The 14,717-nt window shown below is 52.4% G+C and carries 13 protein-coding genes and 1 tRNA gene; 4 read left to right on the plus strand and 10 right to left on the minus strand.

From position 1 onward, the window contains the following. Nucleotides 1-162 precede the first annotated feature (162 nt). A complete protein-coding gene (locus C8N40_RS13830) occupies nucleotides 163-1,554 on the plus strand; it encodes an amidohydrolase family protein (RefSeq protein WP_342749973.1) in 1,392 nt (463 codons plus the stop codon). 7 nt (nucleotides 1,555-1,561) lie between these two features. On the opposite strand, the gene C8N40_RS13835 is transcribed toward C8N40_RS13830, so the two are convergent. Further along, nucleotides 1,562-2,089 carry a DinB family protein gene (locus tag C8N40_RS13835; RefSeq protein ID WP_108212355.1) on the minus strand — a complete coding sequence of 176 codons (528 nt, stop codon included), beginning with the start codon at nucleotides 2,087-2,089 and terminating at the stop codon, nucleotides 1,562-1,564. Nucleotides 2,090-2,134: 45 nt separating this feature from the next. Beyond that, nucleotides 2,135-2,755 (minus strand): hypothetical protein, encoded by a 621-nt coding sequence (locus C8N40_RS13840; protein WP_108212356.1) that lies wholly within the window; start codon nucleotides 2,753-2,755, stop codon nucleotides 2,135-2,137. 71 nt (nucleotides 2,756-2,826) lie between these two features. Here C8N40_RS13840 and C8N40_RS13845 point away from each other — a divergent pair, with 71 nt between their 5' ends. After that, nucleotides 2,827-3,054: a VF530 family protein gene (locus tag C8N40_RS13845; protein ID WP_108212357.1), complete on the plus strand. Its 228-nt coding sequence runs from the start codon at nucleotides 2,827-2,829 to the stop codon at nucleotides 3,052-3,054. Between the two features lie 85 nt (nucleotides 3,055-3,139). Here C8N40_RS13845 and C8N40_RS13850 read toward each other — a convergent pair whose 3' ends face one another. From C8N40_RS13850 to C8N40_RS13875, 6 genes are all read right to left on the minus strand, one after another. Further along, nucleotides 3,140-3,874, minus strand: a complete 735-nt coding sequence (locus C8N40_RS13850; RefSeq protein WP_108212358.1) for a head GIN domain-containing protein — start codon at nucleotides 3,872-3,874, stop codon at nucleotides 3,140-3,142. Between the two features lie 142 nt (nucleotides 3,875-4,016). After that, nucleotides 4,017-5,927: a RecQ family ATP-dependent DNA helicase gene (locus C8N40_RS13855; protein ID WP_108212359.1), complete on the minus strand. Its 1,911-nt coding sequence runs from the start codon at nucleotides 5,925-5,927 to the stop codon at nucleotides 4,017-4,019. 874 nt (nucleotides 5,928-6,801) lie between these two features. Then, entirely contained in the window at nucleotides 6,802-7,572 is a 771-nt protein-coding gene (locus C8N40_RS13860; RefSeq protein WP_108212360.1) for a transporter, read from the minus strand. A gap of 134 nt (nucleotides 7,573-7,706) precedes the next feature. Continuing rightward, nucleotides 7,707-8,492 (minus strand): hypothetical protein, encoded by a 786-nt coding sequence (locus C8N40_RS13865; protein ID WP_108212361.1) that lies wholly within the window; start codon nucleotides 8,490-8,492, stop codon nucleotides 7,707-7,709. Nucleotides 8,493-9,008: 516 nt separating this feature from the next. Further along, nucleotides 9,009-9,677 (minus strand): ABC transporter ATP-binding protein, encoded by a 669-nt coding sequence (locus tag C8N40_RS13870; RefSeq protein WP_108212362.1) that lies wholly within the window; start codon nucleotides 9,675-9,677, stop codon nucleotides 9,009-9,011. A gap of 119 nt (nucleotides 9,678-9,796) precedes the next feature. After that, on the minus strand, nucleotides 9,797-10,870 hold the full coding sequence (locus C8N40_RS13875) for an AI-2E family transporter (protein WP_108212363.1): 1,074 nt from the start codon (nucleotides 10,868-10,870) through the stop codon (nucleotides 9,797-9,799). A gap of 181 nt (nucleotides 10,871-11,051) precedes the next feature. On the opposite strand from C8N40_RS13875, the gene sucC reads away from it, so the two are divergent. After that, nucleotides 11,052-12,248 (plus strand): ADP-forming succinate--CoA ligase subunit beta, encoded by a 1,197-nt coding sequence (gene sucC, locus C8N40_RS13880; protein WP_108212409.1) that lies wholly within the window; start codon nucleotides 11,052-11,054, stop codon nucleotides 12,246-12,248. Nucleotides 12,249-12,706: 458 nt separating this feature from the next. Here sucC and C8N40_RS13885 read toward each other — a convergent pair whose 3' ends face one another. Further along, nucleotides 12,707-13,123, minus strand: a complete 417-nt coding sequence (locus tag C8N40_RS13885; protein WP_108212364.1) for an organic hydroperoxide resistance protein — start codon at nucleotides 13,121-13,123, stop codon at nucleotides 12,707-12,709. 152 nt (nucleotides 13,124-13,275) lie between these two features. Here C8N40_RS13885 and C8N40_RS13890 point away from each other — a divergent pair. After that, nucleotides 13,276-13,349, plus strand: a tRNA-Arg gene (locus C8N40_RS13890). Nucleotides 13,350-14,103: 754 nt separating this feature from the next. Here the strand turns inward: C8N40_RS13890 and C8N40_RS13895 are convergent. Then, nucleotides 14,104-14,661 (minus strand): GNAT family N-acetyltransferase, encoded by a 558-nt coding sequence (locus tag C8N40_RS13895; RefSeq protein WP_108212365.1) that lies wholly within the window; start codon nucleotides 14,659-14,661, stop codon nucleotides 14,104-14,106. Nucleotides 14,662-14,717 lie beyond the last annotated feature (56 nt).

Raw genomic sequence — 14,717 nt, forward strand, 5'->3', positions numbered from 1 at the left:
ACCTCAAAGTGGCAGGGTGGTTTTCTTTTAGGTAGCTTCCCGGCACCATTTCCTATCCAGAGAAAATAACCCGGCCACAGCAAAAAATGCAGGTGTTCCGTATAGCAGGGAAAGTATAAATTCAAGGACTCTTCTGATCATCAACTGTTTAACAACCTGGATATGCAGCCCACGCTACGCTCTTTCCTACTGAACCTGATTTTCTCCTGCCTGTTTATACTTTCGGCAAGTATGGCGCAGGCGCAGGAGGCGGTAAACTCCGCTAACCGTGATATAGTGTTCCGCGCCGTGCACGTGGTGCCGATGGATAAGGAACAGGTGCTGCAGAACCAGGATGTCGTGGTAAGGGATGGCAAGATTACGGCCATGGGCAGTACGGGTAAGGTAAAGTATGGCAAGGGAGCCCTGGTAATAGATGCCAAAGGGAAATACCTGATGCCCGGGCTGGCTGAGATGCATGCGCACGTGCCTCCCGTGGATGACCTGGAACCGATGAAGGAGGTCGTCAGGCTGTTCGCTTTGAAGGGCGTGACGACCATTAGAGGAATGCTGGGCCACCCGCGCCACCTGGAGCTACGCAGCATGATTGAGAAGGGCGAGCTGCTGAGCCCGCGCTTTTATACTTCCGGGCCCTCGTTTAACGGCGGCAGCGTGAAGAGCCCGGAGCAAGGGGCTGAGATGGTGCGCCAGCAAAAGCAGGCAGGATACGACTTTCTGAAGCTGCACCCTGGGCTGACGCCGGAAACCTTCGGAGCCATTGCCAAGGCAGCCAAAGCCGAGGACATTCCCTATGCCGGGCATGTGTCGTACGACGTGGGGGTGTGGCGCGCCATAGAGGCCGGCTATGCGACCATTGATCACCTGGATGGCTTTGTGGAGAGCCTAATACCAAACCTGGAAAGTATACCCGAGCAGGAGACCGGGTTGTTTGCCATGTTTATTTCCGATCAGGCTGATGCGTCGCGTATCCCCAAACTAGTAAGCGCTTTGCGCGAGAACAACATTTGGGTGGTGCCCACGCAGGCGCTGGCCGAGCGCTGGATCGCTGCCGATAAGGCTCCCGAGGTGCTTCGAAAAAGCCCGGAAATGGTCTACATGAGCCCCAATATCCTGGAAAACTGGGTTGCCTCCAAGCAAAAGTTTATGGCGAACCCGAAGTATGATCCGGCCGCCATTGACCGCTACATGCAACTGCGACGCAAGCTGATTTACGAATGCCAGAAGAATGGCGTGGGGCTGCTGCTGGGCTCCGACGCGCCGCAGGTTTTCAACGTGCCGGGTTTCTCCACGCACCAGGAGCTGGAATACCTGGTAGCTGCCGGCCTCACTCCCTACGAGGCACTTCAGACCGGGACTGTAAACGTTGGCAAGTTCTACAACCGCCCCGACCTGGGCGTAATAAAAGCTGGCGCTGTCGCTGACCTGATTCTGGTTGCAGGTAACCCGCTGGAGAACATCAGAGAGACACAGAACATTGAGGGAGTGCTGGTAGGCAAGCAGTGGCTCCCGAAAGCATACATTGATCAGGAGCTGAAGAAGCTGGAGAAGCGGTAGGGCTCCCCTACCCTTTCTCCTGGTGGAGCAGTATTTTTGCCGTTACCAGCAACTGCCCCACGTGGCGCATGGTATGCTCGGCAGCATGAAAAAGCAGGCCCTGTACCGTAGAAGGCAGTTGCTTGCGACCCACGCCTCTGAAATCGGTCAGGGCACTTTCATCGATCGTTTTAAGTTGCTCCAGTGCCTTATCTACCTGTTCATCATAGGCTTTTAGCAGGTCCTGCACCTGGTACGTCTGGTTCGCTGCGGGTTTGCCTTCGGCGTACAGATAACTCAGCTGCTCCTCGCTTAGTTGCTGCCGCTGCGCATAGGTAAAGAGCCGGTCGAGTACGCCTTTCAGGTGCTGCAGGTGGAAGCCTACGGAGGCCACGCCGGCCGGTCGTTCCCACAGCAGCTTGTCCGGGAAGCCTTCCAAATAGGTATGTACCTCCTCCCTGGCCTGCAGCAGCGCATGGGCCACGGGTTGCAAGAGGGGCGGAATTCCTTCCACAGGCCCGCTCATCCAGGCCTCGGGTTTATTCTCTTTTGCCATACGTTTATACTTTGGGATGTGGGTTATACTTACGGATACCCGGAATTAAAGCTGCCCCCGATCGCGGCGGTTCAGGTAGCCCAGCACCTCCTCTACCGAGTCCAGATCGCCCTGCGTGTTATACCTGCGGATACGCTCCATTTCTCCGGCAATCAGCCCGGCGCGGGTGTCCTCTACCTTCCCTTGCGAGTGCGTTACCTCGCGGCACCACGGCAGGGCTTTGCCGGGCAGGCTGTACAAGTATAAAGAAGGGTGATGCCGATGGGCCGCAGTAACAGCCGCCATGAAGGCGCGCGGCTGCTGAAAAGGCGCTGCCGCCACCGCTATACTTTTATAGCCCTTGTTTTTGGCGTGCTTCACCATGGCTTCTGCCTCGATGAGCGTGTGCAGGTGCTCCTTACCAGGGTCTGGGATGCCCTCCAGTTTATCCGCAGCTATACCTTTGGCTGTCAGTTGCGCGTGCCATGCTTCGTAGCCGGGGTAGCCGCAGAGAGGCCTGGTTTGCAGGAACAATACTCTCTGAACCTGCGCCTCCCGCACCAGTCGTTCAGCCACTGCAAAGCCCGACTCCTGGTTATCTGCTGTCTGTCCGAATAAAAATAACGCGTCTAAAGTATGATTTGGCAGTGTATCGGCCAGCGACCGAATGATGAGTTCTTCTAACATAGCCCCCTTATACGGTAGTGGCCGCTGTGGGATTGGTTATACTTTCAACTGAAAATGCGTACTTTTGAAGTATGGCAGAAGAACAGAAAAACAACCCACTGCACGGCGTGACGCTGCAGGCAATGCTGGAGCATTTGGTGGAAGTATATGGCTGGGAGCATCTGAGCCATAAGATCAACCTCAATTGCTTTAAGAACAACCCCAGTATAAAATCAAGCCTCACATTCCTCCGCCGCACCCCCTGGGCCCGGGACAAAGTGGAGCATCTATACTTGTACACCCGTCGCAAAATCAGGTAAGCTTGTTGAGGAAATACAAAGCTCATGGTCCATCCGCCCCTGATTTGCAGAAACTGTCACTAAGTTAAACTTCAGGCAAAAGCAATTACCTTTTCACCACCTTGCCCGAACCGGAGATATTGGTGTTCACGGTTGGGTTTCCCTGGTAGTACACAACACCGCTCCCCGTGATATCGGCCGTCAGGGATTTATTGGCATAGACCTCGGCCATACCAGAGCCGGATAAGTTCACGGTTACGTCTTCTGCCTGTAATTCAAAAGCGGCGGCCTTGCCCGAGCCCGACATGTTGATGTGGTGCAGGTCTGTCTGGCCCCGCAGCGCCACCTTCCCGGACCCGGTCACCCGCGTTATCACCTTGGCTGCGCTCACGCCAACTTCTACTTCCCCCGAGCCGTTTACCTCCACCAGCATTTCATCCACCTCAAACGCATCCTGGCTCCGGATATGCCCTAAACCATTTAAGGACAGCGACTGCACAGTCGGCATGGTAATGAATACTTCCACGGTCTTACTTTTTCGCACGCAGTCGCGGTGCTCAATTTCCCAGGTGCCGTTGCTTATACTTGTATTCAGTTGGTCAAGGATGTTTGGTTCGCCCTTCACTTCCACTTTCTGTGTTTGGCCTTGTGTGAGGTATACTTTAAAGTCGCCGTTTGCCTCCACTTTGGAGAATGGCGGAAGGTTCAGCGTACGCGTTTCCACAGCGCCCTCGCCCTTAATGCAGTTGTTGTCCTCGCAGGCGCTGATGAGGAAGGTGGCCAGCACCGCAACCAGCAGTTTGCTTCCGATTCCTGTGACTTTTCGGGTAATCTTGTTCATAGTTTTACGCTGTATAGTTGATGGTAACAAGATTCCGGAAAGTACAGCTTAGTTGCATCAGCTTACCTGATTGGGCGTTGGTTTTACGCTAACCAAGTATGGACATGGGTAAAATAGGGTTATGCGAGGGTGAGAAAACAGCTTATAGGATGGCCTCCAGCTTCCCGCTCTCCTGGTAACGCAGCTTGCCAACATCCAGCAGCTCCCGGACTAGTTCAGTTACAGTCTCAGCGTGTTTCGGCTCGAACTGCTGCACCAACTCCTTGGGCAAGTATGGCTTTACCTGCAAAAGCTCCAGCACCTTGCTACGCAGCGAGGAGAGCTCCCCTTGTTGCCGCTGCTTCTTTCTTTCAGCCAGGCAGTAGTCGCAGATGCGGCAGCTTTTGTCGGATATTTCTCCAAAGTACTCCAGCAGCAGTTGGGTGCGGCAGCGGTTTTCGGTCTGCACGTAGCGGCTCATCTCTTTGGCCTGGTGCAGCGCCCGCTCGCGCAGGGTGATCAGTTTTTTTGTATTGAGGATAACCCGGCTGGCCTCCTCCCGCGGGCTTGTAAAAACAAGCTGAGGAGCGTCGTGCTGGGGCTCATAATGAATAACCTGAAGCTTGTGCAGGTACTCCAGTTTGCGGCGCAGTTCAGGCTCCGGCATCTTCAGCAGCTCGGCCATCTTCCGCTCGCGCACCTTCACATAATTCACAAAAGCCTCTCCGCCATACATCCTGAGTATAAGCTGAATGAGCTTATCGTGCTCCGGGTTCTTGAGCTGGAAGTTGTAGAGTTCCGTATTCTCCAGAGCCAGCATCAGGCGCGAAGGCATGTAATAACTCTCATTCAGCTGTACGTAGCCCTCCTGCTCCAGCCGCTTAATGGCATGGTGCGTCTCTAATGGGTTGAGTTTATACTGCTTGGCAAAATCGGCTACGTCAAAATCGAAGCTGCTGAGCTGCCCGCTGCCCACTGCCAGCTGGTAGTAGTTGGCCAGGCACTGGTACACCCTCCGGATAAACTCCACCGGCGGGTGCGACTCCTCTACTTTCTTCAGTAATTCGTTTACATCATTCGGTCCCAGAAGGATGGTAGCGTAGGCGTACAACTCGTCCCTGCCCGCACGACCTGCCTCCTGGTAGTATGCTTCCAGGCTCTCGGGCAGGTCCAGGTGCACCACCAGGCGCACATCCGGCTTGTCGATGCCCATCCCGAAAGCATTGGTCGCTACGATTACCCGCACCTTGTCCTCTACCCAGCGTTGCTGCACGGCACTGCGCTCTTCAAACTTTAGTCCGGCATGGTAGGCAGCGGCGGAAATGCGGCGACTTTGCAGAAACTTGGCCATCTCCACCGTTTGGCGGCGGCTGCGCATATACACGATGCTTTGGCCGGGCATGCGCTGCAGGATCTCCAGCAAACGGTTGGCTTTATCCTCTGTTGGCAGGCAGGAGTAGGAAAGGTTGGCGCGGGCAAAGCTCTTCTGGAAAACGTTAGGCTTCGGAAAATTGAGCTTTTCCTGAATATCCTGCTTTACCTGTTCGGTGGCAGTGGCTGTAAGGGCGATAACCGGCACTTGAGGCAACGCTTCGCGCAGCTCGGCCAACTGCAGGTAGGGCGGTCGGAAATCATAGCCCCACTGCGAGATGCAGTGCGCCTCATCTACGGCCAGCAGCCCCACCTTCATGCGCTTCACCCGCTCCTGGAAAAGCTCGGTGAGCAGGCGCTCCGGCGACAGGTACAGAAATTTCACCTCACCATACACGCAGTTATCCAGGGCAATGTCGATCTCGCGTCGGCTCATGCCAGAGTATACCGCCACGGCCGGAATCCCCCGCTTTTTCAGGTTCTCCACCTGGTCCTTCATGAGGGCGATGAGTGGCGTGATAACGAGGCAAATCCCCTCCAGCGCCATGGCCGGCACCTGGAAACAGATGGACTTACCGCCGCCCGTCGGCAATAGCGCCAGCGTATCCTGCCCTGCCAGTACCGACTGCACAATATCCTCCTGCAGGGGCCTAAAGCTGTCGTAGCCCCAGTAGGTTTTGAGTATGTGGTGGATGTTGTGCAAGGTAAGGCTGGTATCTTTTCTGCGAAGATAAGGTATACCGGGAAGAATATGATTTATACTTTAGCCGCAGGTCAAATTTAACAGGGTCTACCCCGGCTATACTTTTATACTTGTCTGAATCAGGATTTGCAGGATTAGGAGATGAAAAGGATTTTATACTTTAGCTATACTCCACCCCCTATCGCTGGCGCGGGTTTGCAACTCGTGCCTACGATGAGGCCAAGTTTGTAACTTGACTGGCTTGAAAAGCCATACTTATACTTTGGCTATACTTTTATACTTCAGCTTATACTTTCATAGCCACCGCTTCCCGCAACTCTAACCAAGCTATCCTTATTAGCCACCGTTCATCCTCCAGACTTACATATGCTACTGTTGCATTTCTGGCTTTGGTGCCCTCCCAGGCCGGGAGGCCTCGCCTTCGGGCATCGCGCTGTCTACATTTCCTTTGCTCCTACGTCGCAATTTCGCTGAGGCAAAACCGGAAATCTAGAAGGCGCTCAACCCAAAGGCTGGGAATCATTCGATAGCCACTGCTACTGTTGTCATCTCGACCCTTGGGAGAGATCTGATTAGAATCCCCGATAGATCTCTCGCCCTGCTCGAGATGACAGGGAGAGTGACAAGTATAATTCCCTTCCTCGGAAGGGCAAGTGTGGGTTAATATTTTGTAGGGACAGGTCGCGACCTGTCCGCGCGAGAACGGAGACTATGAAACTTATACTTCAGCCAAAGCAGTTCTAAGCTCCCCTCCTTGGCTAAGGAGGGGACAGGGGTGGTTGGACCCGGTACCGCAAAACTCACTTTACTTTTAGGAGAGGTGAAAGGGACAGGTTTATACTTTACGTTCAAACTAAAGTATAAACTCAGGCTACTACCTTGGCAATCGATAGGAAACGCCCGTTGTCATGAAGAAATCGGGGGCGGCTGCATGTAAGCCTTTGCCTGCAGCGACATCGAACTGTAAGTTGGGTAGAAGCAGGTACAACACGCCTATGTCTGCCTGGTGCTCTGCCTTCTCCCCTTTCCGCTTGCTTCCGAACACCTCCCCGTAAACGGTTAGTTTGTCAATTGCTTCGCCGCTCAGGCTAAGGGTATAGCCTTTCTGGGGCTCGCCTTCCACCCAGCTGTGGGTCAGGTTATAGGCTAGGTCGATTTTCTCAGTTATCCCGTTCGAAAACATCAGGCGTATCTCCGGCTCGGGATTGTCGGGGCGGAAGGAGCGGGAACCCACCGGCAGGGCGGCCCGCACCAGGAAAGCCGCTTCCGGTCTCCAACCCTGCTCCTCCCACAGCTTCACCTTTACACCCAGGTTCAACGGAGCAAGGCCACTCACCTCACGCTCTTTCCCGTTCTCTGTCACAGAGTCCCTAAGCGCACTCAGCACCCGCAGTTCCAGCCAATCCAGCACGCCCACCCGCACCAGGGCGGTGGGGTAGGCATGTGTTCTAATCGTCAGCCCCTGCTCGGTCGCTTTCTGGAAGAAATATCCTGCCTCCAGCTGCAGTGTCCCCTTTGGCACTAACGTGGATGATTCTGTCTGGTCGGGGCGGTCTGTTTCTATTTCTTCTCCCTGTGCAAAAGCTGCAGTTACTCCGGAAAGTATGAGCAAAAGTATAAATCCAAGGTGTAGTGTCTGCTTCATACTCTGTATTGAAAGCTTTGCTCCCTATACGGCGCAGCAGCTCCTGTGGCCACCTTATACTTTCCATACCTGGCAGAAACAAAAAATCCCCACCTCATGAGAAGTAGGGATTCTGGTTATGCATGACGTTCAGGTTAAGCAGCTGCCGACTGGCCGTCTTCGCGCTCTTCGATTACTTTTTTCAGTTTATCGATGGCCTGCGCAGCACGCTCCTCGTCGAAGCGGTTGATGTTGAGCAGCATCTTGGTCTTCTCCTGACGTGTGATGGTCGGGTTGTTCAGCAGGCGGATAATTTCCTCCTTCTGCTTAGCCGAAGCATAGCGCACGCTGCCACTCGGCTCTTCAGGCTTTTCAGCCTCCGCTGCGGGTGCTGCTTCCCTGGATGATTTCATCGTCGCTTTCTTCTCAGTTGGCACAGCAGGCTTAGCGGCTGCCTCATTTCCACCATAGTCCATCTCCTCCGAAGGAGTTGGCTCATACCCAGCCGCACGGATCACCCAGGCCAGTATGTTACGGTAAGCCTTACCGATGGCCCGCGTCTGGGCCATAGAGGCAATCGCGAACTCCTGGTAGTACTTTTTACCCTGCTCGCGGTTGGAACAGATAGCAAAACCCGCACCCACCACCAACTGACTGCGCAGGTCCAGCAGGTTAACCTTTGCCTGGTACTTAATCTCATCGTCCGTGCTGATGTTCACCACGTGCTCCACCACCGGCAGAATACCCAAACGCGAACCGGCATATTGCCAGCCCTCCACGTTCACATATTCCTTGCCCTGGATGTTCTGGAAAAGGCGGTTCTCTTTTATAAATTTTGCAAGGTCAGTAGCCAGGTGTAGCGTCTCGTCAGATTTGGCTATATCATAGCTTTCAACCTTCGGCTTCTTCATCTCCTTAGTTTCTTTATTCGGTTGATTCATACTCATTTAGCTTTCATAGTTATGTTACATATACCTAACAGAGCAGCAGGGTAAATGGTGCAAAAAATAAGAAAAAAGTTGTATTTTATGCTGCTGATTATCAGCCAGTTACAAAATATTTTTTATAATATTTACACGCTACTGCACAGGTAGCTCAGAAGCTAAAAGTTGAAGGAAGGGTGAAGTATAAATACGGAAATCCCAGGCGTTGAGATTTAGAGAGTTTGGGAGAGTTAGAGAGTTTAGGAGTTGGGGAGTTTGGGAGTTAGAGAGTTAGAAAGTTAGAAGGTTAAAAAGTTAAATAAGGATGGTAGTGGAACCACATATAGTATTTGGGTATGAAAGTATAAAATTTTAGCTGCGCTGAGAAGCACATACTTACAGCGTAAAGTATAAGATGCTTTTATGCGTGAAGCGCAAGGCTCGCAGAAGCATAAAACAAAAAAGGACAAGCCTCGCAGCCTGCCCCCATTTAGCTTTCTAACTTTTTAACTCTCTAACTCCTAAACTCCCTACTTACCCTACTCTCACTTCCTCCACTATCTGGCCGTCTTTCATCACCAGAGTGCGGTCGGCCATGGAGGCCAGGTGCTCGTTGTGGGTAACGATCACGAAGGTCTGGTTAAACTCGTTGCGCAGCCGGAAGAAGATGTCGTGCAGTTCCTGGGCGTTTCTGGAGTCGAGGTTGCCGCTGGGCTCGTCGGCAAAGATTACTTTGGGTGAGTTTATCAGGGCTCGTGCCACAGCCGTTCGCTGCTGCTCCCCACCCGACATTTCCGAGGGTTTGTGGTCGAGGCGGTGCGAGAGGTGCAGCATGTTCAGCAGCTCCTCCGCGCGCTGGCGCACCTCCTTTTCCGGACGCCCGGCCAGGAAACCCGGAAGGCATACATTCTCCAGAGCCGTGAACTCGGGCAGCAGGTTGTGGAACTGGAAAATGAAGCCGATATGCCTGTTGCGGAAACGGGCCATCTCCGTCGCGCTCATCCGGGCTATGTTCTTGTCGTCGAACAGCACCTCACCGGTGTCGGCCGTGTCCAGGGTGCCCAGTATGTGCAGCAGCGTACTTTTACCAGCCCCGGAGGCTCCTACAATAGAAACTACCTCTCCTGTATTAATGGTCAGGTCGATGCCCTTCAGCACCTCCAGCGCCCCGTATTTTTTATGGATATTCGTTACCTGCAGCACGTTCTGAAAAGTATAAATTGCCCTTGAAACCTATGATGGTGAGCCAAAGCTACAAAAAATTTGCCGTTGTTAGGTAGCTTATACGTTGGGTGGCTTTTTATACTTACCGGCAGGCAGATTTATACTTTATCATCGGCATGTTGCTCCGAGGAGGCATCGAGGGGCTCAGCCTCCAGCACATCCTTCACATAAAACTCCTGAACCCACACCATCAGGACGGCAAGTATAGGCGCTGCCAGTAACAGTCCCAGGGCGCCCTGAAGTATACCTAACAGCACCTGGAAGAACAGCAGCAGCGCTGGCGGCATATCTACCGTTTTCTGGAAGATGATCGGCGTGATCAGATAACTCTCCACCAGCTGAATGCCTCCATAAACCAGCACCACGTACAGGGCCATCTGCGGGCCTTCTGTAAGCCCTACCAGCACGGCCGGCACCCCCGCAATCCAGGGACCCACATTTGGAATGAAGGCCAGGAAAAAAGCGATCAGTGCCAGGGCAAATGCCAGTGGTAAACCAATCAGACTGTAGCCAATCGCGGAGCTTACCCCGATGATGGCCATAGCCGAGAGCATCCCCACCAGCCAGGACTTGAGCGTAGCATAACTTTTGCCCAGCACCTCCATCACGCGCGAGCGGTTACGCACCGGGAACAGCTTGGTGAAGCCGACGGTATAAAGTGTGGGGTTGGATGCCAGAAAAAGCGCTGTAATGATAACAATAAGGAGATCTGCCAGGAAGCTCAGGGCAGAGGAGAAAACCCCGGATACCTTAGAAAGGAGCGCGTCCTGCTTTGGCATGGCCTGGCTCATGTCATCGGGCACCTGCTCCACCAGCTTCTGGCCCCAGCCATACTGGCTCAGCCAGTCCTGCACCTGCGTCAGGGCTTTAGGAATGGTTTGGCGCATCTCCTGCACCTGCTCGCTAACAGTTGGGGCAATCAGCCAGAAAGCGCCTATAATCAACCCGAAGAATAGAAGCACCGCCAGTAGCAGGCTCCATCCCCTTTTCAGGTGCAGTTTATCCACAATCCAATCTGTCATGCCACAGAAAAGCACCGCCAGCAGGATGGCTGCAAAAACCAGCAGGAAAAAGTAGGCATGGCGCCCCAACAGGTAAAACCCTGTTCCAATCAGCAGCACAACCAAGGCGGCAATAGCAACGCGCTTGGCATATAAGTATACATTCAGCATAAGAATCAGCTACGAAGTAGCATTATTAAGCTCCCAATAAGTATACTTTGTTACTCAATTCGCGTAATCCTCGTTACGTGATGGGGCTAAACAGCAGCCTGGCGAGTTATATTTTAAAAACACATTACTTGAATTTAAGCCGATAATGGCTTACTTTCGTGCGTCCAATAAAACTGAAAGCATGAACATACACGAATATCAGGCTAAAGAAATTCTGAAGAGCTACGGAGTACGCATCCAGGAGGGTATCGTGGCTGAAACGCCAGACCAGGCAGTAAAAGCTGCCATGAAACTGACTGAGGAAACCGGCACGGGCTGGCACGTAATCAAGGCTCAGATCCATGCGGGTGGCCGTGGTAAAGGTGGCGGTGTGAAGCTGGCCAAAAACCTGGACCAGGTGAAGGAAATCGCCGGTCAGATTCTGGGCATGACGCTGGTAACGCACCAGACGGGTCCTGAGGGCAAGCTGGTTCAGAAGGTGCTGGTGGCGCAGGACGTGTACTACCCTGGCGAGTCGCAGCCGAAAGAGTTCTACCTGAGCATCCTGCTGGACCGCGCTAAGGGCCAGAACGTGATCATGGCCTCTACTGAAGGCGGTATGGACATTGAGGAAGTGGCCGAGAAATCACCTGAGAAAATCATCAAAGAGTGGATCGACCCGGCTGTTGGCCTGCAGGCATACCAGGCCCGTAAGATCGCTTTTGCCTTCGGTTTAGAGGGTGAGGCTTTCAAGGAGATGGTGAAGTTTGTGACCAACTTGTACAAGGCTTACGTGGACACTGACTCTTCCATGTTCGAGATCAACCCGGTACTGAAGACTTCAGACAACAAGATACTGGCCGTAGACGCCAAAGTTGACTTAGACGATAACGCCCTGTTCCGCCACAAGAACCTGGCTGCCCTGCGCGACACGACGGAGGAAGATCCGTTGGAAGTGGAGGCAAGTGCCTCTAACCTGAACTACGTGAAGCTGGACGGCAACGTAGGCTGTATGGTAAACGGTGCTGGTCTGGCTATGGCCACGATGGATATCATCAAGCTTTCCGGTGGCGAGCCTGCCAACTTCCTGGACGTAGGGGGTGGCGCCAATGCGCAGACGGTAGAAGCTGGTTTCCGCATCATCCTGAAAGACCCGAACGTGAAAGCCATTCTGATCAACATCTTCGGTGGTATCGTGCGTTGCGACCGTGTGGCTAACGGTGTGGTGGAAGCGTACAAGAACATCGGTGACATCCGCGTTCCAATCATCGTGCGCCTGCAGGGTACTAACGCTGAGGAAGGTGCCCGCATCATCGACGAGTCCGGCCTGAAAGTATACTCTGCCGTGGCGCTGAAAGAGGCCGCTGACAAAGTAAAGCAGGTTTTAGCCCAAGCTTAATCTAAGCAAAGTATAAAAACAGAAAAGGCTGCCACGTATGGCAGCCTTTTCTGTTTTTATACTTTGCATCGCGTTAGGGAATAGAAGAGTTAGAGGGTTTAGGAGTTAAAGAGTTGGGGAGTTTATGGTTGGCATTGTTGTCTCCTCCGCCAGCTATTCTAGCTATTGTTAGTTTTCCCGCCATTGTTGGTGTTTTCACCAACAATTTATACTTCAGCAGACCTTAGCGACGAGCTGTAAACGCTGTTTTGCTAAAGTATAAAGTATAGCCAATCCCTTGGCGGCCCTTGCTTTTTCAAAGCAAAGCAGTTGAAAACTGCTGCCATACATAGCCACAAGTTACGCTATCGCTAAACGTGCGGCAGAAAGTATAAAAAAGCAAAGCACTACCCACTTTCTAACCTTCTAACTTCCCAACTCTCTAACTCTTTAACTCCCAAACTCCCCAACTCCTAAACTCAAACGATTTCCAATTCCACCTCCACGTTGCCGCGGGTGCCCACTGAGTAGGGGCAAATTTCGTGCGCTTCCTCTACCAGTTGCCTGGCTTTGTCCTTGTCAACGCCCTTCAGGTCCACCTCTAGCTTTACACCAAGCGCATAGCCGCCGTCGTCTCTTCGGTTCAGGTCTACGTGGGCTGTAACTGTAGACTCCGGGTCGAGGCGCAGGTGCTGCTTGCCTGCCACCACGAGCAGCGCACTCTGGAAGCAGGCTGAATAGCCCGCCGCGAAAAGCTGCTCGGGATTGGTGCTTCCCCCCTGCCCTCCAAGCCCTTCGGGCAGGCTTGTTTTCATGTCGATAACTCCATCATCGGATTTAACACGGCCTCTGCGGCCCCCTGTTGCAGTAACCACTGCGGTATATACTTTTTCCATAGCCATAGTTTTTCCAGCGTTCTATTAGTACATGTTAGAACTGCCAAACAAGGCTTACGGTTTTGCCGCTGAGCTATACTTTAAGTATTGTGCATATTTTTCGGGGCAGATATTTCGTTATGTGCGTTTACTTGCTATTTTTGCATTCCCAAGCACCCGTAGTTCAACTGGATAGAATATCGGATTTCGGCTCCGAGGGTTAGGGGTTCGAATCCTCTCGGGTGCACCTTACTGGACAAAGAGCTTTTTGGAGCTCTTTGTCCATTTTTTTTACCACCTAACTCCTTGTTTATCAGATAGATAACCTGAACTACTTCGTTCACCCGGGCGGTTCGAACTTTTAGTTCTTCGATCACCAGATTTTCCGGAAATATCGAACCAATCAGCATTCGCTTCTCCCGGACGTTGCCTTTTTCATAACAGTAGTCTAGCTGCATCAACTGTTCCAACCCCACCTTCAAAAGCCCCTCCACGTCTGTTTTAGCTGATAAACTGTTCAATTTTGCCTCCAGCTTCTCAATGTTGGCGGAGTACGTCTTCTTCATTTCCCGAAAGTCCTCCGGTTCGATTTTTGTAGTAGCAAGTAAATCCCGCGCCCGGGAGATGCGCTGCTCAAAATCACTTATCTCCCGGAGCACTTTCTTCCGGGCATCCACCTGCTCCCTGGCCTCCGTGTGAAAGGCTTCCAGGATAAGGCTCCGATACAGGCTTTTGAACGCTTGCAACGGGGTATACTTACGCAGCTCCTGCAGAATAATATCGTGGGCCAGCTCGGCCTTGGTTCGGTGCCGGCAGCCCAGCGTACAGTGGTAGTAGGCATAGTAGGCGTTGCGGCCCTTGGACTTGCTGGCTGTGAGTTACCCTAGCGTCAAAGTCCTCAGAACCAACCACGGCTTCATTGTGGGCACTCCGTACCCAACGAAGCCTTAGTTGTAAGCTGCTGTGGTTCTATTTCTAAGTATGGGTTCCACGCTTCTGTTTTAGCCAAGCTTCGTCTCTTCCCACTCCCGTCTCAACATGGCATACTGGAACTCGCTTCCCCATTTTCCTTTGAAAAATATGTTTTCAATGAAATGCCCTTCCTGTCTGAACCCTACGCTTTTCAGTAGATGAATCGAAGCAATATTCTCAGCGTCCACTACTTCAACTACCCGGTGTATTCCTTTTTTGTCAAACAGAAACCCCAAAACACCAAGCATCGCTTCTTTCGCATAGCCCTTTTTCTGCTCAAGGTGTGAAATGGTAATGCCAATCTCTGCAATTCTTGTATCATAGGAGTCGAGTTTGATGGCACAATCGCCAATAAGCTGGCTTGTTTCACTCTTTTCAACTCCATATTGCACCCATTCGCCGGCTTTCCCAAAATGCTTTGTCGCATTGTCTTTGATAAACTCCTGAGCTTGCTCCATGGTCATCACATCGAACCCTTGGTATTTGGTGATTTCTGGGTTTGAGCGGTAGAGATGAAAGTCAGAGAGGTCTGCTAAATCGATGCGCCGAATTTTGAGCCGTTCGGTTTGAATGTATAATTCTTCCATTATCTGGTTTCCTGTCGGTGATGATGTGTCAGCTCGTTTTTGAAATGGCTGCTAAC

The sequence above is a fragment of the Pontibacter mucosus genome, assembly GCF_003054055.1.
Classification (GTDB): Bacteria; Bacteroidota; Bacteroidia; order Cytophagales; family Hymenobacteraceae; genus Pontibacter; species Pontibacter mucosus.

What these genes read in the sequence shown, in the direction of transcription:
- C8N40_RS13830 (WP_342749973.1), top strand. Translation starts at nt 163, where the DNA reads ATGCAGCCCACGCTACGCTCTTTCCTACTGAACCTGATTTTCTCCTGC.
- C8N40_RS13835 (WP_108212355.1), bottom strand. Translation starts at nt 2,089, where the DNA reads ATGGCAAAAGAGAATAAACCCGAGGCCTGGATGAGCGGGCCTGTGGAA.
- C8N40_RS13840 (WP_108212356.1), bottom strand. Translation starts at nt 2,755, where the DNA reads ATGTTAGAAGAACTCATCATTCGGTCGCTGGCCGATACACTGCCAAAT.
- C8N40_RS13845 (WP_108212357.1), top strand. Translation starts at nt 2,827, where the DNA reads ATGGCAGAAGAACAGAAAAACAACCCACTGCACGGCGTGACGCTGCAG.
- C8N40_RS13850 (WP_108212358.1), bottom strand. Translation starts at nt 3,874, where the DNA reads ATGAACAAGATTACCCGAAAAGTCACAGGAATCGGAAGCAAACTGCTG.
- C8N40_RS13860 (WP_108212360.1), bottom strand. Translation starts at nt 7,572, where the DNA reads ATGAAGCAGACACTACACCTTGGATTTATACTTTTGCTCATACTTTCC.
- C8N40_RS13865 (WP_108212361.1), bottom strand. Translation starts at nt 8,492, where the DNA reads ATGAATCAACCGAATAAAGAAACTAAGGAGATGAAGAAGCCGAAGGTT.
- C8N40_RS13875 (WP_108212363.1), bottom strand. Translation starts at nt 10,870, where the DNA reads ATGCTGAATGTATACTTATATGCCAAGCGCGTTGCTATTGCCGCCTTG.
- sucC (WP_108212409.1), top strand. Translation starts at nt 11,052, where the DNA reads ATGAACATACACGAATATCAGGCTAAAGAAATTCTGAAGAGCTACGGA.
- C8N40_RS13885 (WP_108212364.1), bottom strand. Translation starts at nt 13,123, where the DNA reads ATGGAAAAAGTATATACCGCAGTGGTTACTGCAACAGGGGGCCGCAGA.
- C8N40_RS13895 (WP_108212365.1), bottom strand. Translation starts at nt 14,661, where the DNA reads ATGGAAGAATTATACATTCAAACCGAACGGCTCAAAATTCGGCGCATC.